Genomic DNA, 25,223 nt, shown 5'->3' with positions numbered 1-25,223 from the left:
CACTCGATTAGTAGCAAGCATAACAAAAGCCTGGAGCGATCGCGAAAGCCATTATAAGTGAAAACTAAAATTCTATATTCTTTCACGCTAATTTAACAAAAGTACAGCATGGCGCCGGCGAACACCGTATAATCAGCCGCCTGTATAGAGGTCAATAACAACTCCATGAAATACCACGATCTACGCGACTTTCTGACATTACTGGAGCAGCAGGGGGAGCTGAAAAGGATATCCCTGCCGGTCGATCCTCATCTGGAAATCACCGAAATTGCCGATCGCACTTTACGTGCCGGCGGCCCGGCTCTGTTATTTGAGAATCCTAAAGGTTACACCATGCCGGTGCTGTGTAATCTGTTTGGCACGCCTAAGCGCGTGGCGATGGGCATGGGGCAGGAAGACGTTAGCGCGCTGCGGGAAGTGGGCAAGCTGTTAGCTTTCCTCAAAGAGCCCGAGCCGCCAAAAGGCTTCCGCGATCTCTTCGATAAGCTGCCGCAGTTTAAGCAGGTACTGAATATGCCGACTAAGCGCCTGCGCGGCGCTCCTTGTCAGCAGAAAATTATCGAAGGCGAGAGCGTTGACCTGACGCAGATCCCGATCATGACCTGCTGGCCGGATGATGCCGCGCCGCTGATTACCTGGGGGCTGACGGTAACCCGCGGCCCGCATAAGGAGCGGCAGAACCTGGGCATCTATCGCCAGCAGCTGATTGGCAAAAATAAGCTGATTATGCGCTGGCTATCCCATCGCGGCGGCGCGCTGGATTTCCAGGAGTGGTGCGCGGCGCATCCGGGAGAGCGTTTCCCGGTCTCCGTGGCGCTCGGCGCCGACCCGGCGACAATTCTTGCGGCAGTGACGCCGGTTCCCGATACCCTTTCAGAGTACGCTTTTGCCGGCCTGCTGCGCGGAACGAAAACGGAAGTCGTGAAGTGTATTTCTAACGATCTGGAAGTGCCCGCCAGCGCTGAAATCGTGCTGGAAGGGTATATTGAGCCGGGGGAAATGGCGCCGGAAGGACCGTACGGCGACCACACCGGCTATTACAACGAAGTGGATAGCTTCCCGGTATTTACGGTGACCCATATCACCCGGCGCGAAGATGCCATTTACCATTCGACCTACACCGGAAGGCCGCCCGATGAGCCTGCCGTGTTAGGCGTAGCGCTAAACGAAGTCTTCGTGCCGATTCTGCAAAAGCAGTTCCCGGAAATTGTCGATTTCTATCTGCCGCCGGAAGGGTGCTCTTACCGCCTGGCGGTGGTCACCATGAAGAAACAGTACGCCGGACATGCTAAGCGCGTGATGATGGGCGTATGGTCGTTCCTGCGCCAGTTTATGTACACCAAGTTCGTTATTGTCTGCGATGATGACGTTAACGCGCGCGACTGGAACGATGTGATCTGGGCGATTACTACCCGGATGGACCCGGCTCGTGATACGGTACTGGTAGAAAATACGCCAATTGATTATCTGGATTTTGCCTCGCCGGTTTCCGGCCTGGGCTCAAAAATGGGGCTGGATGCCACCAACAAATGGCCAGGCGAAACCCAGCGAGAATGGGGCCGCCCAATTAAAAAAGATCCTGAGGTGACGGCGCGCGTCGACGCCATCTGGGACGAGCTGGCTATCTTTAAATAACAGTAAGCGGGGCTAACGCCGCTGTTTTGCTCTATTGACCCGACAGAGGGGACGCATGACAACCTTAAGCTGTAAAGTGACCTCGGTGGAGGCGATTACCGATACCGTGTATCGCGTTCGATTAGTGCCTGAAGCGGCTTTCTCTTTCCGCGCCGGCCAGTATCTGATGGTGGTAATGGACGAGCGCGACAAGCGTCCGTTTTCTATGGCCTCTACCCCCGCAGAGCAGGAGTTTATTGAACTGCATATCGGCGCTTCTGAACTAAATCTGTATGCGATGGCGGTAATGGATCGCATCCTGAAAGAGCGTGAGATTGAGGTTGATATCCCGCATGGCGAAGCCTGGCTGCGTGAAGATGAGGATCGTCCCCTCATCCTCATTGCCGGGGGAACCGGTTTTTCCTACGTGCGTTCCATTCTGTTAACGGCCCTGGCCCGCAATCCGAATCGCGATATCGCCATCTACTGGGGCGGCCGCGAGGCGAAGCACCTCTACGATCTGTCTGAGCTGGAAGCGCTGAGCATTGAGCATCCTGGCCTGCGCATCGAGCCGGTTGTTGAACAGCCGGAAGAAGACTGGCGCGGACGTTCCGGGACCGTGCTGACCGCGGTGCTGCAGGATTACGGCACCCTGGCGGAGCATGATATCTACATCGCCGGTCGCTTCGAGATGGCCAAAATTGCCCGCGACCTGTTCTGCAACGAGCGTCATGCGCGTGAAGATCGCCTGTTTGGCGATGCCTTCGCGTTTATCTGATTATCGGCGCCCCGTTCTTTCGGGAAGGGGCGGCTGATGGTAGATTGCAGAAATAAAAAACCCGCCCCTGACAGGCGGGAAGAACGGCAACTAAACCTTCTCTCTTCGCCATTGTCTCCATCACTGCGTTGGCGGCGCTCATTCACCCGCATTACTCACTTGCGTCAGCTCATCGGGATGAATAAGGGACATCCGTGTCCCTCACCGAAGGCAGCCTTCGGCTGTTCTGTGGCCAGTGGCGTTGAGAACCCCCTTCAATTAAATCCGCTCAAATACCGTCGCGATCCCCTGACCTAAACCGATGCACATGGTGGCCAGCCCAAACTGCGCGTCTTTGCGTTCCATCTGATTAATTAACGTGGTGCTGATACGCGCGCCGGAGCAGCCCAGCGGGTGGCCCAGGGCGATCGCCCCGCCGTTAAGGTTGATCTTTTCGTCGATCTGCTCCATCAGGCCCAGATCTTTTATGCACGGCAGGATCTGCGCGGCAAACGCTTCGTTCATTTCAAAAACATCGATATCGCTGGCGCTTAGTCCGGCCTTTTTCAGCGCCAGCTTTGATGCCGGAACCGGGCCGTAGCCCATGATGGACGGATCGCAGCCGACAACGGCCATTGAGCGTACGCGGGCGCGGGGTTTCAGCCCCAGCTCTCGGGCGCGGCTCTCGCTCATTAGCAGCATGGCGGCAGCGCCGTCGGAGAGGGCGGAAGAGGTCCCCGCCGTGACGGTGCCGGTGACCGGGTCAAAGGCGGGCCGCAGCGCGGCCAGCGCTTCCACGGTGGTTTCCGGGCGAATAACTTCATCATAGTTAAATGATTTCAGTACCCCGTCGGCATCGTGACCGCCCGTGGCGACAATCTCATTTTTAAAGGCGCCGGATTGCGTGGCTGCCCATGCCCGAGCGTGGGAGCGTGCGGCAAACTGGTCCTGCATTTCGCGGCTGATGCCGTGAAGACGCGCCAGCATTTCTGCCGTCAGGCCCATCATGCCGGCGGCTTTAGCGACGTTACGGCTAAGACCCGGGTGGAAATCGATGCCGTGGCTCATCGGGACGTGGCCCATATGCTCCACGCCGCCAATCAGGCAGACGCTGGCGTCGCCGGTCATGATCATGCGTGCCGCATCGTGCAGCGCCTGCATCGATGAACCGCACAGGCGGTTAACCGTCGTCGCGGGCACCGAGTGCGGGATCTCCGCCAGCAGCGCGGCGTTACGGGCGATGTTAAAACCCTGCTCCAGCGTTTGCTGTACGCAGCCCCAGTAGATATCGTCGATCGTGGTCGCGTCGAGCGCCGGATTACGCGATAGCAGGCTACGCATCAGGTGCGCGGAGAGGTCTTCCGCGCGCACGTGGCGAAACGCGCCGCCTTTTGAACGGCCCATCGGGGTACGAATTGCATCGACAATGACAACCTGTTCCATTGTGACTCCTTAAGCCGTTTTCAGCTTGCCTACCGGGCGGGCAGGTTCAACCGGGGGGTAATAGGGTTCGTTATGGCGCGCTTTGTTGCGCAGACCTTCCGGCACCTCATACAGCGGGCCGAGGTGCTGATACTGCTGCGCCATATCGAGATATTTTGCGCTACCCAGGGTGTCCAACCAGCGGAAGGCGCCGCCGTGGAACGGAGGGAAGCCGAGGCCATAAACCAGCGCCATATCCGCTTCCGCCGGGCTGGCGATAATGTCTTCTTCCAGGCAACGCACCACCTCGTTGACCATCGGGATCATCATGCGGGCGATAATTTCTTCAGCGCTGAAGTCGCGCTTCGGCTGGCTTACGTCTGCCAGCAGGCCGTCAACGGCCGCGTCCTCTTCTTTCTTCGGTTTGCCTTTGCTGTCCTGGGTATAGCGCCAGAAGCCAAGGCCGTTTTTCTGGCCGAAGCGGCTGGCGTCGAACAGGGCGTCAATCGCATCGCGATAATCTTTCTGCATGCGCTGCGGGAAACCGGCGGCCATCACCGCCTGGGCGTGGTGGGCGGTATCGATGCCGACCACGTCGAGCAGGTACGCCGGGCCCATCGGCCAGCCGAACAGCTTCTCCATGACCTTATCGACCTTGCGGAAGTCCGCGCCGTCGCGCAGCAGCTGGCTGAAGCCGGCGAAGTAGGGGAACAGCACGCGGTTAACGAAGAAGCCGGGGCAGTCGTTAACCACGATCGGCGTTTTGCCCATCTTGCTGGCCCAGGCCACCACTTTGGCAATCGTCTCGTCCGAGGTTTTTTCGCCGCGAATCACTTCCACCAGCGGCATGCGGTGTACCGGGTTAAAGAAGTGCATGCCGCAGAAGTTTTCCGGACGCTGCAGCACGCTTGCCAGTTCACCGATCGGGATCGTCGAGGTATTGGAGGCCAGCACCGTGTCCGGGCGCACTTTACCTTCGGTCTCCGCCAACACCGCTTTCTTCACTTTCGGGTTTTCGACAACGGCTTCAACGACCACGTCCACGCGCTCAAAGCCGGAGTAGTCCAGCGTCGGGTGAATGGTGCCGATGACGCCTGCCAGCTTCAGGCCGTCAATTTTGCCGCGCTCCAGCTGCTTGTTTAGCAGCTTGGCGGCTTCGTTCATGCCGAGCGTCAGCGATTTGTCGTTAATATCCTTCATAATGACCGGCACGCCTTTCCAGGCAGACTGATAGGCGATGCCGCCGCCCATAATTCCGGCGCCCAGCACGGCGGCCTGTTTCGGCGTTTCAACGTTTTTGGTCAGCTTCTTCGCTTTGCCTTTGACGTACTGATCGTTGAGGAAGATGCCGACCAGCGCGCGGGCTTCTTTGGTGTGCGCCAGCGGGACGAAGCTTTGGTTTTCCAGCTTCAGGGCCTCATCGCGGCCGAGTCGCGCGGCGGCTTCAATGGTTTTGACGGCGGTCATCGGCGCTGGATAGTGTTTCCCGGCGGTCTGAGCGACCATGCCTTTCGCAATGGTGAAGCTCATGGCCGCTTCGATTTTGCTGAGCTTCAGCGGCTCCAGCTTCGGCTGACGCTTCGCCTGCCAGTCGAGATCGCCGCTAATGGCCTGGCGTAAGATGCTGAGGGCGCCGTTGCGCAGCTTCTCCGGCTTGACGATGCCGTCGACGAGGCCGATTTTCAGCGCCTGATCCGCGCCGACGTCTTTGCCGGCGGCGATAATTTCCAGCGCGCTATCGGCGCCGAGCAGGCGCGGCATACGGACTGAACCGCCGAAGCCCGGCATAATGCCCAGCTTAGTTTCCGGCAGACCGATGCGCAGGTCCGGCGTGGCCAGACGATAATCCGTTGCCAGTACGCACTCGCAGCCGCCGCCCAGCGCGTAGCCGTTGATGGCTGCAACGGTGGGGACCGGTAGATCTTCGAGGCGGTTGAAAACGCTATTAGCGAAATGCAGCCATTGACTTAGCTGCTCCTGCGGGACCAGGAACAGGGAGAGAAATTCGGTTATGTCGGCACCGACGATAAAGGCCGCTTTGTCAGAGCGCAGCAGCAGCCCTTTAAGATCTTTTTGCTTTTCGAGCACGTCCAGCGCATCGCCGAGGCTGGCTACGGTTGCGGTATCGAGCTTGTTAACCGAGCCGGGGGCATCGAACACCAGTTCGGCAATGCCATCTTCCAGCCAGTCGAGGTACAGGTTGTCGCCTTTGTAGAGCATGTCAGTCTCCTGAATCCAGCAATATGATCTGGTCGTACCAGATGAGACGGAGTGTGGGATTTATGTTAAAGAATTGCAAACAAGTCTTTAAATAAATGCTGGTCGGATCACATCCGCTGGAAATCGCCCTGCCGGAAGCCGATGTGCTAAGATGCGGAGAGTCACGATCTAATAAAATCAAAGGATAAAAAGATGGAATCACTAGCTGCGCTCTATAAAAACCATATTGCTACCCTACAAGAACGTACCCGTGATGTTTTATCTCGTTTTAAGCTCGATGCCTTACTGATCCACTCCGGCGAGCTGGTTAACGTCTTCCTTGACGATCATCCGTACCCGTTCAAGGTCAATCCGCAGTTTAAAGCGTGGGTGCCCGTCACGCAGGTTCCTAACTGCTGGCTGCTGGTGGATGGCGTCAATAAGCCAAAGCTGTGGTTCTACCTGCCGGTTGATTACTGGCATAACGTTGAGCCGCTGCCGACTTCCTTCTGGACCGAAGAGGTGGAGGTGATCGCTCTGCCGAAGGCGGACGGTATCGGCAGCCAGCTCCCGGCGGCACGCGGCAACATTGGCTATATCGGACCGGTCCCCGAGCGTGCGCTGGGGTTAGAGATCGCCGCGGATAAAATCAACCCGCAAGGGGTTATCGACTATCTGCACTTCTACCGCTCCTATAAAACGGATTACGAGCTGGCCTGCATGCGCGAAGCGCAGAAATCAGCGGTCAACGGCCATCGGGCGGCGTATGAGTCCTTCCTTTCCGGGATGAGCGAGTTCGATATCAACCAAGCCTATCTAACCGCGACCGGCCACCGCGATACCGATGTACCGTACAGCAACATCGTTGCCATCAATGAGCACGCCTCGGTGCTGCACTACACCAAACTGGATCACCGCGCGCCGGCAGAAGCGCGCAGCTTCCTGCTCGATGCCGGGGCGGAATATAACGGCTATGCGGCGGATCTCACGCGTACCTGGGCCGCGCACGGCGATAACGACTTTGCCCAGTTGATTAAGGATGTTAATGACGAGCAGCTGGCGCTGATAAGCACGCTACAAGTCGGAACCAGCTACGTGGACTATCACGTCCAGTTCCATGAGCGCATTGCTAAGCTGCTGCGCAAACATCAGATCGTCACCAACATGAGCGAAGAGGAGATGGTCGAAAACGACCTTACCGGGCCGTTTATGCCTCACGGCATCGGCCACCCGCTGGGCCTGCAGGTGCATGATGTTGCCGGCTTTATGCAGGATGATTCCGGTACCCATCTGCCGGCGCCAGCTAAATATCCGTACCTGCGCTGCACGCGCGTGATCCAGCCGCGTATGGTGCTGACCATCGAGCCGGGTATCTACTTTATTGAATCTCTGCTGGCTCCGTGGCGTGAAGGGCAGTTCAGCAAGCACTTCAACTGGCAGAAAATTGAAGCGCTGAAGCCGTTTGGCGGCATTCGTATCGAAGATAACGTCGTTATCCATGAGAACAGTGTCGAAAATATGACGCGTGACCTGAAACTGGCCTGATGGACAGCTGGTTGATCCCGGCCGCGCCGGTGAGCTTTGTTGAAGAGATTAAGAAGAGCCGTTTTATTACGCTACTGGCGCATACCGATGGCGTAATGGCGGCAAAGGCGTTTGTTGAATCAGTGAGAGCGGATCACCCGGACGCTCGCCACCACTGCGTGGCGTGGGTGGCCGGGCCGCCGAATGATTCACAGCTGCTGGGTTTCTCCGACGATGGCGAACCGGCGGGAACGGCGGGTAAACCGATGCTGGCGCAGCTTATGGGCAGCGGCATCGGTGAGATAACCGCCGTCGTAGTGCGCTACTACGGCGGTATTCTGCTGGGCACCGGTGGCCTGGTGAAGGCCTACGGCGGTGGCGTACACCAGGCGCTTGCCCAACTAACAACGCAGCGCAAGACGCCGCTGACCGCATATACTTTGCAGTGTGAATACGGGCAATTAGCCGGTGTTGAAGCGCTGTTGACCCAGTTCGCAGGGCACATTGTCGAAAGCGAATATCAGGCGTTCGTCCAGCTGCGTGTTGCGCTTCCTCAAGCTGAAGTGGCGTCATTTTCAGCAAAACTGGCTGATTTTAGCCGTGGCTCGTTGCAATTACTGAAGATTGACGAATAATCCCCACCTGATTTTTTGCATATCAAAGGAAGCGCCAGAGATGCATTTTCGCGCGATTACCCGAATCGTTGGACTGCTGGTCATTTTATTTTCGGGGACTATGATCCTTCCGGGATTAGTGGCCCTGATATACCGTGATGGTGCCGGGCGGGCGTTTACCCAGACCTTTTTCGTCGCTTTAGCTATTGGCTCTCTATTATGGTGGCCGAACCGCCGGGAAAAGGGGGAGCTGAAATCCCGCGAGGGCTTTCTGATCGTTGTCCTCTTCTGGACCGTGCTGGGCAGCGTCGGTGCGCTACCGTTTGTCTTCGCCGAGCAGCCAAACCTGACGGTCACCGATGCGTTTTTTGAATCCTTCTCTGGCCTCACCACCACGGGCGCGACCACCTTGGTCGGCCTCGACTCGCTGCCTCACGCCATTCTCTTCTATCGTCAGATGCTGCAGTGGTTTGGCGGTATGGGGATCATCGTCCTGGCGGTCGCAATACTGCCGATACTCGGCGTCGGTGGGATGCAGCTGTACCGGGCGGAGATGCCCGGGCCGCTGAAGGATAACAAGATGCGCCCGCGAATTGCCGAAACGGCAAAAACGCTGTGGCTTATCTACGTCCTGCTGACCGTCGCCTGCGCGCTGGCGCTGTGGTTTGCCGGGATGCCGGCCTTTGACGCCATCGGCCATAGCTTTTCGACCATCGCCATTGGCGGCTTCTCCACCCATGACGCCAGCGTCGGCTACTTTAACAGCCCGACGATTAACTCGATTATTGCGGTGTTCCTGCTGATCTCCGGCTGTAACTATGGCCTGCACTTTTCATTACTCAGCGGCCGAAGCCTGAAGGTGTACTGGCGTGACCCGGAATTCCGCATGTTTATTGGCGTACAGCTGACGCTGGTGGTGATTTGCACGCTGGTGCTGTGGCTGCATGATGTCTATAGCTCAGCGTTAACCACGTTGAACCAGGCATTCTTCCAGGTTGTCTCAATGGCCACGACGGCGGGTTTCACGACCGATAGCATTGCGCGCTGGCCGCTGTTCCTCCCGGTGCTGCTGCTATGCTCGGCATTTATCGGTGGCTGTGCCGGCTCGACGGGCGGGGGGCTGAAGGTTATTCGTATCCTGCTACTCTTTAAGCAGGGGAACCGCGAGCTCAAACGGCTGGTACATCCGAATGCGGTATACAGCATTAAGCTGGGCAGTCGCGCTCTGCCGGAACGTATCCTTGAAGCCGTATGGGGATTCTTCTCCGCCTATGCGCTGGTATTTATCATTAGTATGCTGGCGATTATTGCTACCGGCGTCGATGACTTCTCCGCATTTGCTTCGGTCGTCGCAACCTTAAACAACCTGGGACCGGGGCTTGGCGTAGTAGCGGATAACTTTGCGACGATGAATCCGATCGCCAAATGGATCCTGATTGCTAATATGCTGTTTGGTCGTCTGGAAGTATTCACCCTGTTGGTGCTGTTTACCCCCACTTTCTGGCGTGAATAGCTGGAGTATTTGTGAAAACGTTGATTCTATTTTCCACCCGTGACGGGCAGACGCGTGAAATTGCCTCCTTTCTGGCATCCGAGCTGAAAGAGCTGGGCGTTGATGCGGACACCCTCAACCTTAACCGCGCCGATGCGGTTGCGTGGCACGACTACGATCGCGTGGTGATTGGGGCGTCCATTCGCTACGGCCACTTCCATCCTGCGGTTGACCGCTTTGTGAAGAAGCACCTGCAATCGCTGAACGCGCTGCCCGGAGCATTTTTTTCGGTTAACCTCGTCGCGCGTAAACCTGAGAAGCGTACCCCGCAAACCAATAGCTATACGCGCAAGTTCCTGCTCAGCTCGCCGTGGCAGCCGCAGCATAGCGCGGTGTTTGCCGGTGCGCTGCGCTACCCGCGCTACAGCTGGTACGACCGGATGATGATCCGCCTGATTATGAAGATGACCGGCGGTGAAACGGATACCAGTAAAGAAGTGGTCTATACCGACTGGCAGCAGGTCGCTAATTTTGCGCGAGAGATCGCACAAATGAGCAGCAAATAGCGGATAAAATCGCCGTGGTGATGGTAAATCGAGCGGTTGAAAAGTTTTTTGCAAACAGGGCTTGTCAACGTCGGAGAACTCCCTATAATGCGCCTCCACTGACACGGAACAACGGCCAACATGCCGCCGGGTCAGCAGGCTTCAGCGCTGAATATCAGCCGCGAAAGCCGACGGAGAAAAGCAAAATAAACGCTTGACTCTGAATGAGGAAAACGTAATATACGGGACCTCGCGACAGAGCGCTAAAGCGCGTCGCACCTGCTCTTTAACAATTTATCAGACAATCTGTGTGGGCACTCAAAGTGACATGGATTCTTAACGTCTTCGGACGAAAAATGAATACCAAGTCTCTGAGTGAACATACGTAATTCATTACGAAGTTTAATTCACGAGCATCAAACTTAAATTGAAGAGTTTGATCATGGCTCAGATTGAACGCTGGCGGCAGGCCTAACACATGCAAGTCGAACGGTAGCACAGAGAGCTTGCTCTCGGGTGACGAGTGGCGGACGGGTGAGTAATGTCTGGGAAACTGCCTGATGGAGGGGGATAACTACTGGAAACGGTAGCTAATACCGCATAACGTCGCAAGACCAAAGTGGGGGACCTTCGGGCCTCATGCCATCAGATGTGCCCAGATGGGATTAGCTTGTAGGTGAGGTAATGGCTCACCTAGGCGACGATCCCTAGCTGGTCTGAGAGGATGACCAGCCACACTGGAACTGAGACACGGTCCAGACTCCTACGGGAGGCAGCAGTGGGGAATATTGCACAATGGGCGCAAGCCTGATGCAGCCATGCCGCGTGTATGAAGAAGGCCTTCGGGTTGTAAAGTACTTTCAGCGAGGAGGAAGGTGTTGAGGTTAATAACCTCAGCAATTGACGTTACTCGCAGAAGAAGCACCGGCTAACTCCGTGCCAGCAGCCGCGGTAATACGGAGGGTGCAAGCGTTAATCGGAATTACTGGGCGTAAAGCGCACGCAGGCGGTCTGTTAAGTCAGATGTGAAATCCCCGGGCTCAACCTGGGAACTGCATTTGAAACTGGCAGGCTTGAGTCTTGTAGAGGGGGGTAGAATTCCAGGTGTAGCGGTGAAATGCGTAGAGATCTGGAGGAATACCGGTGGCGAAGGCGGCCCCCTGGACAAAGACTGACGCTCAGGTGCGAAAGCGTGGGGAGCAAACAGGATTAGATACCCTGGTAGTCCACGCTGTAAACGATGTCGACTTGGAGGTTGTTCCCTTGAGGAGTGGCTTCCGGAGCTAACGCGTTAAGTCGACCGCCTGGGGAGTACGGCCGCAAGGTTAAAACTCAAATGAATTGACGGGGGCCCGCACAAGCGGTGGAGCATGTGGTTTAATTCGATGCAACGCGAAGAACCTTACCTGGTCTTGACATCCACGGAATTCAGCAGAGATGCTTTAGTGCCTTCGGGAACCGTGAGACAGGTGCTGCATGGCTGTCGTCAGCTCGTGTTGTGAAATGTTGGGTTAAGTCCCGCAACGAGCGCAACCCTTATCCTTTGTTGCCAGCGGTCCGGCCGGGAACTCAAAGGAGACTGCCAGTGATAAACTGGAGGAAGGTGGGGATGACGTCAAGTCATCATGGCCCTTACGACCAGGGCTACACACGTGCTACAATGGCATATACAAAGAGAAGCGACCTCGCGAGAGCAAGCGGACCTCATAAAGTATGTCGTAGTCCGGATCGGAGTCTGCAACTCGACTCCGTGAAGTCGGAATCGCTAGTAATCGTGGATCAGAATGCCACGGTGAATACGTTCCCGGGCCTTGTACACACCGCCCGTCACACCATGGGAGTGGGTTGCAAAAGAAGTAGGTAGCTTAACCTTCGGGAGGGCGCTTACCACTTTGTGATTCATGACTGGGGTGAAGTCGTAACAAGGTAACCGTAGGGGAACCTGCGGTTGGATCACCTCCTTACCTGAAAGAACCTGCCTTTGTAGTGCTCACACAGATTGTCTGATGAAAAATAAGCAGTAAAAAATCTCTGCAGGCTTGTAGCTCAGGTGGTTAGAGCGCACCCCTGATAAGGGTGAGGTCGGTGGTTCAAGTCCACTCAGGCCTACCAAATTCATCCTGAATACTGCGTTGTGAAACGACTCGCATACTTCAGTATGCTTCGTCCTTCCACGCCTTGTCTCAGTCTGAATTACCGGTACGGGAGATTAGCAATTACGATGGGGTTATAGCTCGAGCTGGGAGAGCGCCTGCCTTGCACGCAGGAGGTCTGCGGTTCGATCCCGCATAGCTCCACCATCCTTTTACTGCTCAAAACAAGAAAACTTCCGAGTGTTCCTGAAAAGGTGCACTGCGAAGTTTTGCTCTTTAAAAATCTGGATCAAGCTGAAAATTGAAACGACACACTTTGAGTGTGTTCGAGTCTCTCAAATTTTCGCAACGCGACTGTTTTACGAAACAGCTTCGGGTTGTGAGGTTAAGCGACTAAGCGTACACGGTGGATGCCCTGGCAGTCAGAGGCGATGAAGGACGTGCTAATCTGCGATAAGCGTCGGTAAGGTGATATGAACCGTTATAACCGGCGATTTCCGAATGGGGAAACCCAGTGCAATTCGTTGCACTATCGTTAAGTGAATACATAGCTTAACGAAGCGAACCGGGGGAACTGAAACATCTAAGTACCCCGAGGAAAAGAAATCAACCGAGATTCCCCCAGTAGCGGCGAGCGAACGGGGAGCAGCCCAGAACCTGAATCAGTTTGTGTGTTAGTGGAAGCGTCTGGAAAGTCGCAGGGTACAGGGTGATACTCCCGTACACTAAAATGCACATTCTGTGAGTTCGAAGAGTAGGGCGGGACACGTGGTATCCTGTCTGAATATGGGGGGACCATCCTCCAAGGCTAAATACTCCTGACTGACCGATAGTGAACCAGTACCGTGAGGGAAAGGCGAAAAGAACCCCGGCGAGGGGAGTGAAAAAGAACCTGAAACCGTGTACGTACAAGCAGTGGGAGCACCCTTCGGGGTGTGACTGCGTACCTTTTGTATAATGGGTCAGCGACTTATATTCTGTAGCAAGGTTAACCGAATAGGGGAGCCGCAGGGAAACCGAGTCTTAACTGGGCGTTAAGTTGCAGGGTATAGACCCGAAACCCGGTGATCTAGCCATGGGCAGGTTGAAGGTTGGGTAACACTAACTGGAGGACCGAACCGACTAATGTTGAAAAATTAGCGGATGACTTGTGGCTGGGGGTGAAAGGCCAATCAAACCGGGAGATAGCTGGTTCTCCCCGAAAGCTATTTAGGTAGCGCCTCGTGAACTCATCTTCGGGGGTAGAGCACTGTTTCGGCTAGGGGGTCATCCCGACTTACCAACCCGATGCAAACTACGAATACCGAAGAATGTTATCACGGGAGACACACGGCGGGTGCTAACGTCCGTCGTGAAGAGGGAAACAACCCAGACCGCCAGCTAAGGTCCCAAAGTCATGGTTAAGTGGGAAACGATGTGGGAAGGCCCAGACAGCCAGGATGTTGGCTTAGAAGCAGCCATCATTTAAAGAAAGCGTAATAGCTCACTGGTCGAGTCGGCCTGCGCGGAAGATGTAACGGGGCTAAACCATGCACCGAAGCTGCGGCAGCGACGCTTATGCGTTGTTGGGTAGGGGAGCGTTCTGTAAGCCGTTGAAGGTGGCCTGTGAGGGTTGCTGGAGGTATCAGAAGTGCGAATGCTGACATAAGTAACGATAAAGCGGGTGAAAAGCCCGCTCGCCGGAAGACCAAGGGTTCCTGTCCAACGTTAATCGGGGCAGGGTGAGTCGACCCCTAAGGCGAGGCCGAAAGGCGTAGTCGATGGGAAACAGGTTAATATTCCTGTACTCGGTGTTACTGCGAAGGGGGGACGGAGAAGGCTATGTTAGCCGGGCGACGGTTGTCCCGGTTTAAGCATGTAGGCGGAGGCTCCAGGTAAATCCGGAACCTTTTAACGCTGAGGTGTGACGACGAGGCACTACGGTGCTGAAGTAACAAATGCCCTGCTTCCAGGAAAAGCCTCTAAGCATCAGGTAACAACGAATCGTACCCCAAACCGACACAGGTGGTCAGGTAGAGAATACCAAGGCGCTTGAGAGAACTCGGGTGAAGGAACTAGGCAAAATGGTGCCGTAACTTCGGGAGAAGGCACGCTGATGGTAAGTGAAGCGACGTGCTCGTGGAGCTGAAGTCAGTCGAAGATACCAGCTGGCTGCAACTGTTTATTAAAAACACAGCACTGTGCAAACACGAAAGTGGACGTATACGGTGTGACGCCTGCCCGGTGCCGGAAGGTTAATTGATGGGGTTATCCGTAAGGAGAAGCTCTTGATCGAAGCCCCGGTAAACGGCGGCCGTAACTATAACGGTCCTAAGGTAGCGAAATTCCTTGTCGGGTAAGTTCCGACCTGCACGAATGGCGTAATGATGGCCAGGCTGTCTCCACCCGAGACTCAGTGAAATTGAACTCGCTGTGAAGATGCAGTGTACCCGCGGCAAGACGGAAAGACCCCGTGAACCTTTACTATAGCTTGACACTGAACACTGGTCCTTGATGTGTAGGATAGGTGGGAGGCTTTGAAGCGTGGACGCCAGTCTGCGTGGAGCCATCCTTGAAATACCACCCTTTAATGGCTGGTGTTCTAACGTGGGCCCCTGATCGGGGTTGCGGACAGTGTCTGGTGGGTAGTTTGACTGGGGCGGTCTCCTCCCAAAGAGTAACGGAGGAGCACGAAGGTTAGCTAATCCTGGTCGGACATCAGGAGGTTAGTGCAATGGCATAAGCTAGCTTGACTGCGAGCGTGACGGCGCGAGCAGGTGCGAAAGCAGGTCATAGTGATCCGGTGGTTCTGAATGGAAGGGCCATCGCTCAACGGATAAAAGGTACTCCGGGGATAACAGGCTGATACCGCCCAAGAGTTCATATCGACGGCGGTGTTTGGCACCTCGATGTCGGCTCATCACATCCTGGGGCTGAAGTAGGTCCCAAGGGTACGGCTGTTCGCCGTTTAAAGTGGTACGCGAGCTGGGTTTAGAACGTCGTGAGACAGTTCGGTCCCTATCTGCCGTGGGCGCTGGAGAATTGAGGGGGGCTGCTCCTAGTACGAGAGGACCGGAGTGGACGCATCACTGGTGTTCGGGTTGTCATGCCAATGGCATTGCCCGGTAGCTAAATGCGGAAAAGATAAGTGCTGAAAGCATCTAAGCACGAAACTTGCCCCGAGATGAGTTCTCCCTGACTCCCTGAGAGTCCTGAAGGAACGTTGAAGACGACGACGTTGATAGGTCGGGTGTGTAAGCGTAGCGATACGTTGAGCTAACCGATACTAATGAACCGTGAGGCTTAACCTTACAACGCCGAAGCTGTTTTGGCGTGAGACGATAATCAGCTTGATACAGATTAGCTGACAGGCCTTATGGCGTGTTGGCAAACAGAATTTGCCTGGCGGCACTAGCGCGGTGGTCCCACCTGACCCCATGCCGAACTCAGAAGTGAAACGCCGTAGCGCCGATGGTAGTGTGGGGTCTCCCCATGTGAGAGTAGGGAACTGCCAGGCATCAAATAAAACGAAAGGCTCAGTCGAAAGACCGGGCCTTTTGTGTTATGTGTTGTTTGTCGGTAAGCGCTCTCCTGAGGAGGACAAATTCGTCGGGAACGAATTTGCACAGCACGGAGTGCTGCCCGGAGGGTGGCGGGCAGGAGGTCCGGCATACAACGGCCAGGCATCAAACAAAGAAACCTCATGCGCAGGCATGGGGTTTTTTGTTGTCTGCGGTTCAGGAAAAACGGCCGGACACCGCCCGGCACGGGCGCTGCGCGCCGCGATCCGGGAATATCCGCCGACCAGTAATCAAACCAAACAAGCCTTCCCCTGACATATACGGTAAACTAGTGCAGATTTTGCATCAGGAAGCCACTATGAATCACTCCCTTAAACCCTGGAATACCTTTGGCATCGATCGTACCGCCAAAGCAATTGTGCGCGCCGAAAATGAACAGCAGCTACTGTCTGCCTGGCAGGATGCCACCGCAGAGGAACAGCCGGTCTTAATCCTCGGGGAAGGAAGTAACGTGCTCTTTCTAAAGGACTATTCTGGTACGGTCATTATCAACCGCATCCTGGGGATTGAGGTCACAGAAATGGCTGATGCCTGGCATCTACACGTTGGGGCAGGGGAGAACTGGCACCATCTGGTGCAGTTTACGCTAGATAATGAAATGCCGGGCCTGGAAAACCTGGCCTTAATTCCCGGCTGCGCCGGCTCTTCGCCCATTCAAAATATCGGTGCTTATGGCGTCGAACTGCAGCGCGTCTGCCTGTATGTCGACTGTATTGAGCTGGCAACCGGACACAAGCAGCGGCTTTCCGCCAGCGAATGTCGTTTTGGCTACCGGGATAGTATCTTCAAACATGAGTATCAGGATCGCTATGCCATCGTCGCCGTTGGCCTGAGGTTACCTAAAGTCTGGCAGCCGGTGCTGACTTACGGCGATTTAGTTCGTCTTGACCCAAATACCGTGACGCCTCGACAGGTATTTAATGCCGTTTGCCACATGCGGATGAGCAAGCTTCCCGATCCAAAGGTTAATGGCAACGCCGGCAGCTTTTTTAAAAACCCGGTAATTAGCGCGGAGAAAGGGCAGCAACTGCTGGCCGCTTTCCCAAATGCACCGCACTACCCGCAGGCGGACGGCAGTATCAAGCTGGCTGCGGGCTGGCTTATCGATCAATGCCAGCTCAAGGGGAAAACCATCGGCGGCGCGGCAGTACATCGCCAGCAGGCGCTGGTATTAATCAACGATCACCATGCCTCCAGCGATGATGTGATCGAGCTTGCTCACTACGTCCGCCAGCGGGTTGGCGAGATGTTCAACGTCTGGCTGCAGCCCGAGGTCCGCTTTATTGGCGCAACCGGTGAAGTTAACGCTGAGGAGGCGATTGCATGAGGGACAATACCATTCCCCTGACTCTAATATCTATTCTGGCGGATGGCGAGTTTCATTCCGGAGAGCAGCTGGGTGAGCGTCTGGGAATGAGCCGGGCCGCAATCAACAAGCATATTCAGACGCTGCGCGACTGGGGAGTTGATGTCTTTACCGTTCCAGGTAAAGGTTACAGCCTTCCGGAACCGGTTCAACTGCTCAATGAAGAGCGGATTGTCGGGCAGAGCGAGCAGGGTCGTGTCACCGTGCTGTCGGTTATTGATTCCACAAACCAGTATTTATTGGACAGGCTTAACGAGCTGCAGTCTGGCGATGCATGCGTTGCGGAGTATCAGCAGGCTGGGCGCGGGCGCCGCGGGCGCAAGTGGTTCTCGCCATTCGGTGCGAATCTCTATCTTTCCATGTACTGGCGACTGGAGCAGGGACCTGCCGCAGCGGTAGGCTTGAGCCTGGTGATTGGCATTGTCATCGCTGAGGTACTGCAGAGCCTCGGCGCCGATAAGGTTCGCGTGAAGTGGCCAAACGATCTGTACCTTGAGGACCGCAAGCTGTCCGGCATCCTGGTGGAAATGACGGGAAAAACGGGCGATGCGGCGCAGATAGTGAGCGGCGCAGGGATCAATCTGGCGATGCGGCGCGTGGAGTCTGATGTTGTCAATCAGGGCTGGATTAGCCTGCAGGAAGCCGGGATCTCAATCGATCGTAATGCGCTGGCCGCGCGCCTGATTAAAGAACTCCGGGCGGGCCTGCAGCTCTTTGAACAGGAAGGGCTGGCTCCTTATTTGTCGCGCTGGGAGAAATTAGATAATTTCCTCAATCGTCCGGTTAAGCTTATTATCGGAGACAAAGAAATCTTCGGGATCTCCCGCGGCATCGATACCCAGGGAGCCTTATTACTTGAGCAAGATGGGGTGATTAAGCCCTGGGTGGGCGGTGAAATATCTCTGCGTAGCGCCGAATAAATAACAGGGAGCCGAGGCTCCCTTTTTTATTTCCGCAAACGGACCTGATTGACCGAATGGTTTGCACTCTTGGTCATTATCAGGCTTGCTCTTTCCCGGGTTGGTAGTATATTTTCTTTAAGATTCATTAAGTTAATCTCATTCCATAACGAGGTGGCTATATTGATAGCCTCATCTTTAGAGAGCCTGGCATAATTATGGAAATATGAATCGGGATCGGTAAACGCGCCTTCGCGGAATTTTAGAAAACGATTGATATACCAGTTTCGCAGCATCTCTTCCGGCGCATCAACGTATATCGAAAAATCAACAAAATCAGAAACAAACACATGATGGGGATCGTGTGGATAATCCATCCCGCTTTGTAAAACATTCAATCCTTCAAGAATCAAAATGTCCGGCTGGGAAACCGTCTTATCACCATCGGGAATAACATCATAAATCAGGTGTGAATAGACCGGGGCCTTAGCGTTGGCGATGCCTGATTTCAGATCGGAGACGAACTTGACCAGCCGATGCATATCATAAGACTGCGGGAAGCCCTTTTTCTTCATCAGGCCGCGTTCTTTCAGCACGGCATTAGGATGCAGGAAGCCATCGGTGGTGATCAATTCAACATGCCGATGCTCTGGCCAGCGGCTAAGGAGCGCCTGCAGCACGCGGGCGGTTGTACTTTTCCCTACCGCGACGCTTCCGGCGATGCTGATGATATAAGGGATACGCTGACCGTTGGTACCAAGGAACTGTTCCAGCACGGCCTGACGGCGCAGGTTGGAACTGATATAGAAGTTAAGCAAACGCGACAGCGGCAAATAAATTTCCGCGACTTCTTCCAGAGAAAGATCTTCGTTGATGCCTTTTAACCGCGTGATCTCTTCCTCAGTTAGCGTCATCGGAACGGAATCACGAAGCGCAGCCCATTGGTTGCGGTTAAATTGTAGATACGGTGTCATTAACGTTTGCTCTTTTTTGCTCATAAGCATTTTCTTACCATCGCCAAATTAAAGACCGGCGGAGATGCTTCACATAAGTTAATCAGGACAATGGGCAGGAGGGTAACACCAGATTGCAGGGAATAATAAGAAAAAAACGCATTGGATGATGCTTTCTCACGCCAACATCACAAGAGTGAAATTTGGCAATAAATGGTCGTCAAAGCTGATACTGGCGCAAACGGCAGGGGCGGTAAACGCATGCTGATGGAGTCGACGAACCGGTCAGGCCAATCAGCTACCCATATGTAGCAGAGCACAAAGCAACTTTATCGTGCCGGGGGGCGGCGAAAGTTATGCCGTCGTACCAAAAGGCGACCCTGGCCATCCGCAGCGGGCTTTGAATGGAAATATTGCGAGAGGAATGGCGTTTTTTTGCGCTTCGTCGATTGAAATTACACCGTTTTTTGGTGTTTGAGAGCAAAATATGAGCGATAGAACGATTTATGCAATTTTTTAGTTGCATGAATCCGCAGGTCTCCCTAAAATGCGCGCTACTTGATGCCGACTTAGCTCAGTAGGTAGAGCAACTGACTTGTAATCAGTAGGTCACCAGTTCGATTCCGGTAGTCGGCACCATCAAGTGCCTGGTGGGGTTCCCGAGCGGCCAAAGGGAGCAGACTGTAAATCTGCCGTCATCGACTTCGAAGGTTCGAATCCTTCCCCCACCACCATCTTTCGGCAACGCTTTGCGAAGCCAGAGTTGATTGGTTAAGCTAATCAGCTCAAACAAAAAAAAGAGATAACTCTCTTTTTTTTGTTATAGAAAGAACTGGGTAGCCGAGTTTCAGGATGCGGGCATCGTATAATGGCTATTACCTCAGCCTTCCAAGCTGATGATGCGGGTTCGATTCCCGCTGCCCGCTCCAGACGTGCTGATATGGCTCAGTTGGTAGAGCGCACCCTTGGTAAGGGTGAGGTCCCCAGTTCGACTCTGGGTATCAGCACCACTTCTTTATCTCTCCTTCCCTGTTTCTCTCTATTTATTGCATTCAACAAGTCGGGCATGTTGCCTGGTTGATGTGGTGATATCACCGATTTATCCGTGTCTTAGAGGGACAATCGATGTCTAAAGAAAAGTTTGAACGTACAAAACCGCACGTTAACGTCGGTACTATCGGCCACGTTGACCATGGTAAAACAACGCTGACTGCTGCAATCACTACCGTTCTGGCTAAAACCTACGGTGGTTCTGCTCGTGCATTCGACCAGATCGATAACGCGCCGGAAGAAAAAGCTCGTGGTATCACCATCAACACTTCTCACGTTGAATATGACACCCCGACTCGCCACTACGCTCACGTAGACTGCCCGGGCCACGCCGACTATGTTAAAAACATGATCACCGGTGCTGCGCAGATGGATGGCGCGATCCTGGTTGTTGCTGCGACTGACGGCCCGATGCCGCAGACTCGTGAGCACATCCTGCTGGGTCGTCAGGTAGGCGTTCCGTACATCATCGTGTTCCTGAACAAATGCGACATGGTTGATGACGAAGAGCTGCTGGAACTGGTTGAGATGGAAGTGCGTGAGCTGCTGTCTCAGTACGACTTCCCGGGCGACGACACCCCGATCGTTCGTGGTTCCGCGCTGAAAGCGCTGGAAGGCGAAGCCGACTGGGAAGCGAAAATCATCGAACTGGCAGGCTACCTGGATTCTTACATCCCGGAACCAGAACGTGCTATCGACAAGCCGTTCCTGCTGCCGATCGAAGACGTATTCTCCATCTCCGGTCGTGGTACTGTTGTTACCGGTCGTGTAGAGCGCGGTATCATCAAAGTTGGCGAAGAAGTTGAAATCGTTGGTATCAAAGACACCGCGAAATCGACCTGTACCGGCGTTGAAATGTTCCGCAAACTGCTGGACGAAGGCCGTGCGGGTGAGAACGTTGGCGTTCTGCTGCGTGGTATCAAACGTGAAGAAATCGAACGTGGTCAGGTACTGGCTAAGCCGGGTTCTATCAAGCCGCACACCAAATTCGAATCTGAAGTGTACATTCTGTCCAAAGACGAAGGCGGCCGTCATACTCCGTTCTTCAAAGGCTACCGTCCGCAGTTCTACTTCCGTACAACTGACGTGACTGGCACCATCGAACTGCCGGAAGGCGTAGAGATGGTAATGCCGGGCGACAACATCAAAATGGTTGTTACCCTGATCCACCCGATCGCGATGGACGACGGTCTGCGTTTCGCAATCCGTGAAGGCGGTCGTACCGTTGGCGCGGGTGTTGTTGCTAAAGTTCTCAGCTAATCGCTGATAACATTTGACGCAATGCGCAATAAAAGGGCATCATTTGATGCCCTTTTTGCACGCTTTCGAACCAGAACCTGGCTCATCAGTGATTTTTTTGTCATAATCATTGCTGAGACAGGCTCTGTAGAGGGCGTTAAATCCGAAACGCAGCAGAGCATTTCGGTTTGGTTGCCTCGCTCCTGCGGGGCAAAATTATTTGTCTGAATTCTTGTGACAGGTTGGTTTATGAGTGCGAATACCGAAGCTCAAGGGAGCGGGCGCGGCCTGGAAGCGATGAAGTGGACGATCGTTGCCGTGCTGCTGATTGTGGCCATCGTAGGCAACTTCCTTTATCGTGACATTATGCTGGCGGTGCGTGCGCTGGCCGTGGTGATTCTGATCGCCGCTGCCGGTGGCGTCGCGCTGTTAACCACAAAAGGTAAGGCGACCGTAGCTTTCGCCCGTGAAGCGAGAACCGAAGTCCGCAAGGTAATCTGGCCAACTCGCCAGGAAACGTTGCACACCACGCTGATCGTTGCCGCGGTAACTGCGGTAATGTCACTGATCCTGTGGGGACTGGATGGTATTCTGGTTCGCCTGGTATCCTTTATCACTGGCCTGAGGTTCTGAGATGTCTGAAGCTCCTAAAAAACGTTGGTACGTCGTTCAGGCGTTTTCCGGTTTTGAAGGTCGCGTAGCTACCTCGTTGCGTGAACATATCAAATTGCACAATATGGAAGAGTTGTTTGGCGAAGTCATGGTTCCGACCGAAGAAGTGGTCGAAATTCGTGGTGGCCAGCGCCGTAAGAGCGAGCGCAAATTCTTCCCGGGTTACGTTCTGGTCCAGATGGTGATGAACGACGCAAGCTGGCACCTGGTGCGCAGCGTACCGCGCGTTATGGGCTTTATCGGCGGTACATCCGACCGTCCTGCGCCAATCAGCGACAAAGAAGTTGACGCGATCATGAACCGTCTTCAGCAGGTTGGCGATAAGCCGCGTCCTAAAACGCTGTTCGAACCGGGCGAAATGGTCCGCGTCAGCGATGGTCCGTTTGCTGACTTCAACGGTGTTGTTGAAGAAGTTGACTACGAGAAGTCCCGCCTGAAGGTTTCTGTTTCGATCTTTGGCCGTGCGACTCCGGTCGAGCTGGACTTTGCTCAGGTAGAAAAAGCCTAAGCGGCGATCAAAAAAGCAGCGATTTAATCGTTGCATGAGGCGCGGAATTGACATATAATTTCGCGCCTTTTGTTTTTATGGGCCTGGTGTCCGTAAAACGATATTGATAACGGGGAGCCTTTTCTAAAGGCGCTATACCCAAACGAGGAAATTTAAATGGCTAAGAAAGTACAAGCCTACGTCAAGCTGCAGGTTGCAGCTGGTATGGCAAACCCGAGCCCGCCGGTTGGTCCAGCTCTGGGTCAGCAGGGTGTGAACATCATGGAATTCTGTAAAGCGTTCAACGCCAAAACAGAATCCCTGGAAAAAGGTCTGCCGACTCCGGTTGTTATTACCGTTTACGCTGACCGTTCCTTTACCTTTGTTACCAAGACCCCGCCGGCTGCCGTTCTGCTGAAGAAAGCTGCAGGCATCAAGTCCGGTTCCGGTAAGCCGAACAAAGATAAAGTAGGTAAAATTTCCCGCGCTCAGCTGCAGGAAATCGCGCAGACCAAAGCTGCCGACATGACTGGTTCTGACATTGAAGCGATGACTCGCTCCATTGAAGGTACTGCACGTTCCATGGGCCTGGTAGTAGAGGATTAAGAAATGGCTAAACTGACCAAGCGTATGCGCGTGATCCGTGACAAAGTTGATGCGACTAAACAGTACGACATCAACGAAGCCATTGCTCTGCTGAAAGAGCTGGCTACCGCTAAATTTACCGAAAGCGTAGACGTTGCCGTTAACCTCGGCATCGACGCTCGTAAATCTGACCAGAACGTCCGTGGCGCAACAGTACTGCCGCACGGCACTGGCCGTTCCGTTCGCGTAGCCGTATTTACCCAGGGCCCGAACGCTGAAGCTGCTAAAGCTGCAGGCGCCGAGCTGGTAGGTATGGAAGATCTGGCAGACCTGATCAAAAAAGGCGAAATGAACTTCGACGTTGTTATTGCTTCCCCGGATGCAATGCGCGTTGTTGGTCAGCTGGGCCAGGTTCTGGGTCCGCGTGGCCTGATGCCAAACCCGAAAGTGGGTACCGTTACTCCGAACGTTGCTGAAGCTGTTAAGAACGCTAAAGCAGGTCAGGTTCGCTATCGTAACGACAAAAACGGCATTATCCACACCACCATCGGTAAAGTGGACTTTGACGCTGACAAACTGAAAGAAAACCTGGAAGCCCTGCTGGTTGCGCTGAAAAAAGCAAAACCGACTCAGGCGAAAGGCGTTTTCATCAAGAAAGTTAGCCTCTCCACTACCATGGGTGCTGGCGTTGCCGTTGATCAAGCTGGTCTGAGCGCTTCTGCGAACTAAGATTAGCTTTACGTGGGCGGTGGATTTGTCTACAATTCTACCCCCACGATTCTGTTGAAATAAACAGAGACTATGCGAGTTATTCGAATTGCAGCAAGGCGGCAATTGAGTGAATCGCCGGGAGCGTAGTTAACTACGTGACCGGTGTGAGCGAAAGCAGCTAACGCAGCTGTGGTTCGAAGAACGAAGACATAGAAAGAATTTGTTCGTTGGAGCCTGGCCTATCTAGGCCTCCGTCGAAGACCGCAGGTGTTTCGCAAGAAACTTAATGCCCTGCGTAGACGGTGACAGAACGCTAAGATTATTTTTGGATACTCTGGCTTGTTTCTGCTCACCGTATTAAGACGCTCTATTCGTTGAGTAGGGTGAAGTGAGTTCCCAGAGCATGAGCTCTGGCAAACATCCAGGAGCAAAGCTAATGGCTTTAAATCTTCAAGACAAACAAGCGATTGTTGCTGAAGTCAGCGAAGTAGCCAAAGGCGCGCTGTCTGCAGTAGTTGCGGATTCCCGTGGCGTTACTGTAGATAAAATGACTGAACTGCGTAAAGCAGGTCGTGAAGCTGGCGTTTACATGCGTGTTGTCCGCAACACCCTGCTGCGCCGCGTCGTTGAAGGTACTCAGTTCGAGTGCCTGAAAGACACGTTTGTTGGTCCGACCCTGATTGCATACTCTATGGAACACCCGGGCGCTGCCGCTCGTCTGTTCAAAGAGTTCGCGAAAGCGAATGCAAAATTTGAGGTTAAAGCCGCAGCCTTTGAAGGCGAGCTGATCCCGGCGTCGCAAATCGACCGCCTGGCAACTCTGCCGACCTACGAAGAAGCAATTGCACGCCTGATGGCAACCATGAAAGAAGCTTCGGCTGGCAAACTGGTTCGCACTCTGGCTGCTGTACGCGATGCGAAAGAAGCTGCTTAATTGCAGTTGTCTTTATAAAGCACTCGCTTACGTATAAACTTATTCTGATATTCAGGAACAATTTAAATGTCTATCACTAAAGATCAAATCATTGAAGCAGTATCCGCTATGTCCGTAATGGACGTTGTTGAGCTGATCTCTGCAATGGAAGAAAAATTCGGTGTTTCCGCTGCTGCTGCTGTAGCTGTAGCTGCTGGCCCGGCTGAAGCTGCTGAAGAAAAAACTGAATTCGACGTAATTCTGAAAGCTGCTGGCGCTAACAAAGTTGCTGTAATCAAAGCAGTACGTAGCGCAACTGGCCTGGGTCTGAAAGAAGCTAAAGACCTGGTAGAATCTGCACCTGCTGCCCTGAAAGAAGGCATCAGCAAAGATGACGCAGAAGCACTGAAAAAATCTCTGGAAGAAGCTGGCGCTGAAGTTGAAGTTAAATAAGCCAACCTTTCCGGTTGCAGCCTGAGTAATCAGGCTGATGGCTGGTGACTTTTTAGTCACCAGCCTTTTTGCGCT

The 25,223-nt window shown here is 54.1% G+C and carries 18 protein-coding genes, 6 tRNA genes and 3 rRNA genes; 24 read left to right on the top strand and 3 right to left on the bottom strand.

The features are described 5' to 3' along the window. Positions 1 to 165 precede the first annotated feature (165 nt). Positions 166 to 1,635, top strand: a complete 1,470-nt coding sequence (gene ubiD / locus ABOC21_RS24020) for a 4-hydroxy-3-polyprenylbenzoate decarboxylase (protein WP_426813529.1) — start codon at positions 166 to 168, stop codon at positions 1,633 to 1,635. A 55-nt stretch (positions 1,636 to 1,690) separates the two neighbouring features. Further along, positions 1,691 to 2,392, top strand: a complete 702-nt coding sequence (gene fre / locus ABOC21_RS24015; RefSeq protein ID WP_095105211.1) for an NAD(P)H-flavin reductase — start codon at positions 1,691 to 1,693, stop codon at positions 2,390 to 2,392. Between the two features lie 258 nt (positions 2,393 to 2,650). Here the strand turns inward: fre and fadA are convergent, their stop codons facing one another. Both fadA and fadB read right to left on the bottom strand, forming a co-directional pair. Beyond that, the gene (fadA, locus tag ABOC21_RS24010) at positions 2,651 to 3,814 is read right to left on the bottom strand and encodes an acetyl-CoA C-acyltransferase FadA (RefSeq protein ID WP_426813528.1); all 1,164 of its coding nucleotides are present in this window, start codon (positions 3,812 to 3,814) and stop codon (positions 2,651 to 2,653) included. 9 nt (positions 3,815 to 3,823) lie between these two features. Then, positions 3,824 to 6,013, bottom strand: coding sequence for a fatty acid oxidation complex subunit alpha FadB (gene fadB / locus ABOC21_RS24005; RefSeq protein WP_426813527.1), 2,190 nt, complete (start codon positions 6,011 to 6,013; stop codon positions 3,824 to 3,826). A gap of 192 nt (positions 6,014 to 6,205) precedes the next feature. Here fadB and pepQ point away from each other — a divergent pair, with 192 nt between their 5' ends. The 11 genes from pepQ (at position 6,206) to birA (ending at position 18,106) form a co-directional block, all read left to right on the top strand. Further along, on the top strand, positions 6,206 to 7,537 hold the full coding sequence (pepQ, locus tag ABOC21_RS24000; protein ID WP_426813526.1) for a Xaa-Pro dipeptidase: 1,332 nt from the start codon (positions 6,206 to 6,208) through the stop codon (positions 7,535 to 7,537). Continuing rightward, complete coding sequence (locus ABOC21_RS23995; RefSeq protein WP_426813525.1) at positions 7,537 to 8,151, top strand: IMPACT family protein; 615 nt, start codon at positions 7,537 to 7,539, stop codon at positions 8,149 to 8,151. Before pepQ ends, ABOC21_RS23995 begins: the two co-directional genes overlap by 1 nt. 40 nt (positions 8,152 to 8,191) lie before the next feature. After that, the gene (gene trkH / locus ABOC21_RS23990) at positions 8,192 to 9,643 is read left to right on the top strand and encodes a Trk system potassium transporter TrkH (protein ID WP_426813524.1); all 1,452 of its coding nucleotides are present in this window, start codon (positions 8,192 to 8,194) and stop codon (positions 9,641 to 9,643) included. Positions 9,644 to 9,654: 11 nt separating this feature from the next. Next, a complete protein-coding gene (gene hemG / locus ABOC21_RS23985; RefSeq protein WP_426813523.1) occupies positions 9,655 to 10,188 on the top strand; it encodes a menaquinone-dependent protoporphyrinogen IX dehydrogenase in 534 nt (177 codons plus the stop codon). Positions 10,189 to 10,591: 403 nt separating this feature from the next. Further along, positions 10,592 to 12,131 (top strand): 16S ribosomal RNA (locus ABOC21_RS23980). A gap of 71 nt (positions 12,132 to 12,202) precedes the next feature. After that, positions 12,203 to 12,279 (top strand) — tRNA-Ile (locus tag ABOC21_RS23975). A 111-nt stretch (positions 12,280 to 12,390) separates the two neighbouring features. Further along, positions 12,391 to 12,467, top strand: a tRNA-Ala gene (locus ABOC21_RS23970). A 176-nt stretch (positions 12,468 to 12,643) separates the two neighbouring features. Then, positions 12,644 to 15,550 (top strand): 23S ribosomal RNA (locus ABOC21_RS23965). Between the two features lie 90 nt (positions 15,551 to 15,640). Further along, a 5S ribosomal RNA gene (gene rrf / locus ABOC21_RS23960) occupies positions 15,641 to 15,756 on the top strand. The 16S, 23S and 5S rRNA genes sit together here with 2 tRNA genes alongside, the layout of an rRNA operon. 362 nt (positions 15,757 to 16,118) lie before the next feature. Next, on the top strand, positions 16,119 to 17,147 hold the full coding sequence (gene murB, locus ABOC21_RS23955; RefSeq protein WP_426813522.1) for a UDP-N-acetylmuramate dehydrogenase: 1,029 nt from the start codon (positions 16,119 to 16,121) through the stop codon (positions 17,145 to 17,147). Then, positions 17,144 to 18,106 carry a bifunctional biotin--[acetyl-CoA-carboxylase] ligase/biotin operon repressor BirA gene (birA, locus tag ABOC21_RS23950; protein ID WP_426813521.1) on the top strand — a complete coding sequence of 321 codons (963 nt, stop codon included), beginning with the start codon at positions 17,144 to 17,146 and terminating at the stop codon, positions 18,104 to 18,106. The genes murB and birA overlap by 4 nt, the downstream gene beginning before the upstream one ends. 26 nt (positions 18,107 to 18,132) lie before the next feature. Here the strand turns inward: birA and coaA are convergent, their stop codons facing one another. After that, positions 18,133 to 19,083 (bottom strand): type I pantothenate kinase, encoded by a 951-nt coding sequence (coaA, locus tag ABOC21_RS23945; RefSeq protein ID WP_426813520.1) that lies wholly within the window; start codon positions 19,081 to 19,083, stop codon positions 18,133 to 18,135. A gap of 518 nt (positions 19,084 to 19,601) precedes the next feature. Between coaA and ABOC21_RS23940 the strand changes: the two genes are divergently transcribed. From ABOC21_RS23940 to rplL, 11 genes are all read left to right on the top strand, one after another. Continuing rightward, a tRNA-Thr gene (locus ABOC21_RS23940) sits at positions 19,602 to 19,677 on the top strand. A 10-nt stretch (positions 19,678 to 19,687) separates the two neighbouring features. Continuing rightward, positions 19,688 to 19,772, top strand: a tRNA-Tyr gene (locus ABOC21_RS23935). A 120-nt stretch (positions 19,773 to 19,892) separates the two neighbouring features. Continuing rightward, positions 19,893 to 19,967, top strand: a tRNA-Gly gene (locus tag ABOC21_RS23930). Positions 19,968 to 19,972: 5 nt separating this feature from the next. After that, positions 19,973 to 20,048: transfer RNA gene (locus tag ABOC21_RS23925), tRNA-Thr, on the top strand. A 115-nt stretch (positions 20,049 to 20,163) separates the two neighbouring features. After that, positions 20,164 to 21,348 carry an elongation factor Tu gene (gene tuf, locus ABOC21_RS23920; RefSeq protein WP_047663733.1) on the top strand — a complete coding sequence of 395 codons (1,185 nt, stop codon included), beginning with the start codon at positions 20,164 to 20,166 and terminating at the stop codon, positions 21,346 to 21,348. Positions 21,349 to 21,576: 228 nt separating this feature from the next. After that, positions 21,577 to 21,960 (top strand): preprotein translocase subunit SecE, encoded by a 384-nt coding sequence (gene secE, locus ABOC21_RS23915; protein ID WP_041143536.1) that lies wholly within the window; start codon positions 21,577 to 21,579, stop codon positions 21,958 to 21,960. A gap of 1 nt (position 21,961) precedes the next feature. Next, complete coding sequence (gene nusG / locus ABOC21_RS23910) at positions 21,962 to 22,507, top strand: transcription termination/antitermination protein NusG (protein ID WP_002438628.1); 546 nt, start codon at positions 21,962 to 21,964, stop codon at positions 22,505 to 22,507. A gap of 156 nt (positions 22,508 to 22,663) precedes the next feature. Beyond that, positions 22,664 to 23,092: a 50S ribosomal protein L11 gene (gene rplK / locus ABOC21_RS23905; protein ID WP_041143538.1), complete on the top strand. Its 429-nt coding sequence runs from the start codon at positions 22,664 to 22,666 to the stop codon at positions 23,090 to 23,092. Positions 23,093 to 23,095: 3 nt separating this feature from the next. Then, positions 23,096 to 23,800 (top strand): 50S ribosomal protein L1, encoded by a 705-nt coding sequence (rplA, locus tag ABOC21_RS23900; protein WP_426813519.1) that lies wholly within the window; start codon positions 23,096 to 23,098, stop codon positions 23,798 to 23,800. 418 nt (positions 23,801 to 24,218) lie between these two features. After that, a complete protein-coding gene (gene rplJ / locus ABOC21_RS23895) occupies positions 24,219 to 24,716 on the top strand; it encodes a 50S ribosomal protein L10 (RefSeq protein WP_001207203.1) in 498 nt (165 codons plus the stop codon). Between the two features lie 66 nt (positions 24,717 to 24,782). Further along, positions 24,783 to 25,148 (top strand): 50S ribosomal protein L7/L12, encoded by a 366-nt coding sequence (gene rplL, locus ABOC21_RS23890; protein WP_004118416.1) that lies wholly within the window; start codon positions 24,783 to 24,785, stop codon positions 25,146 to 25,148. Positions 25,149 to 25,223 lie beyond the last annotated feature (75 nt).

The organism is Klebsiella sp. WOUb02 (assembly GCF_050058015.1).
In the GTDB taxonomy this organism is placed as follows: Bacteria; Pseudomonadota; Gammaproteobacteria; order Enterobacterales; family Enterobacteriaceae; genus Klebsiella.
Note: the sequence above shows the minus strand (reverse complement) of the source record. Positions and strands in the feature narration are given on the sequence as shown.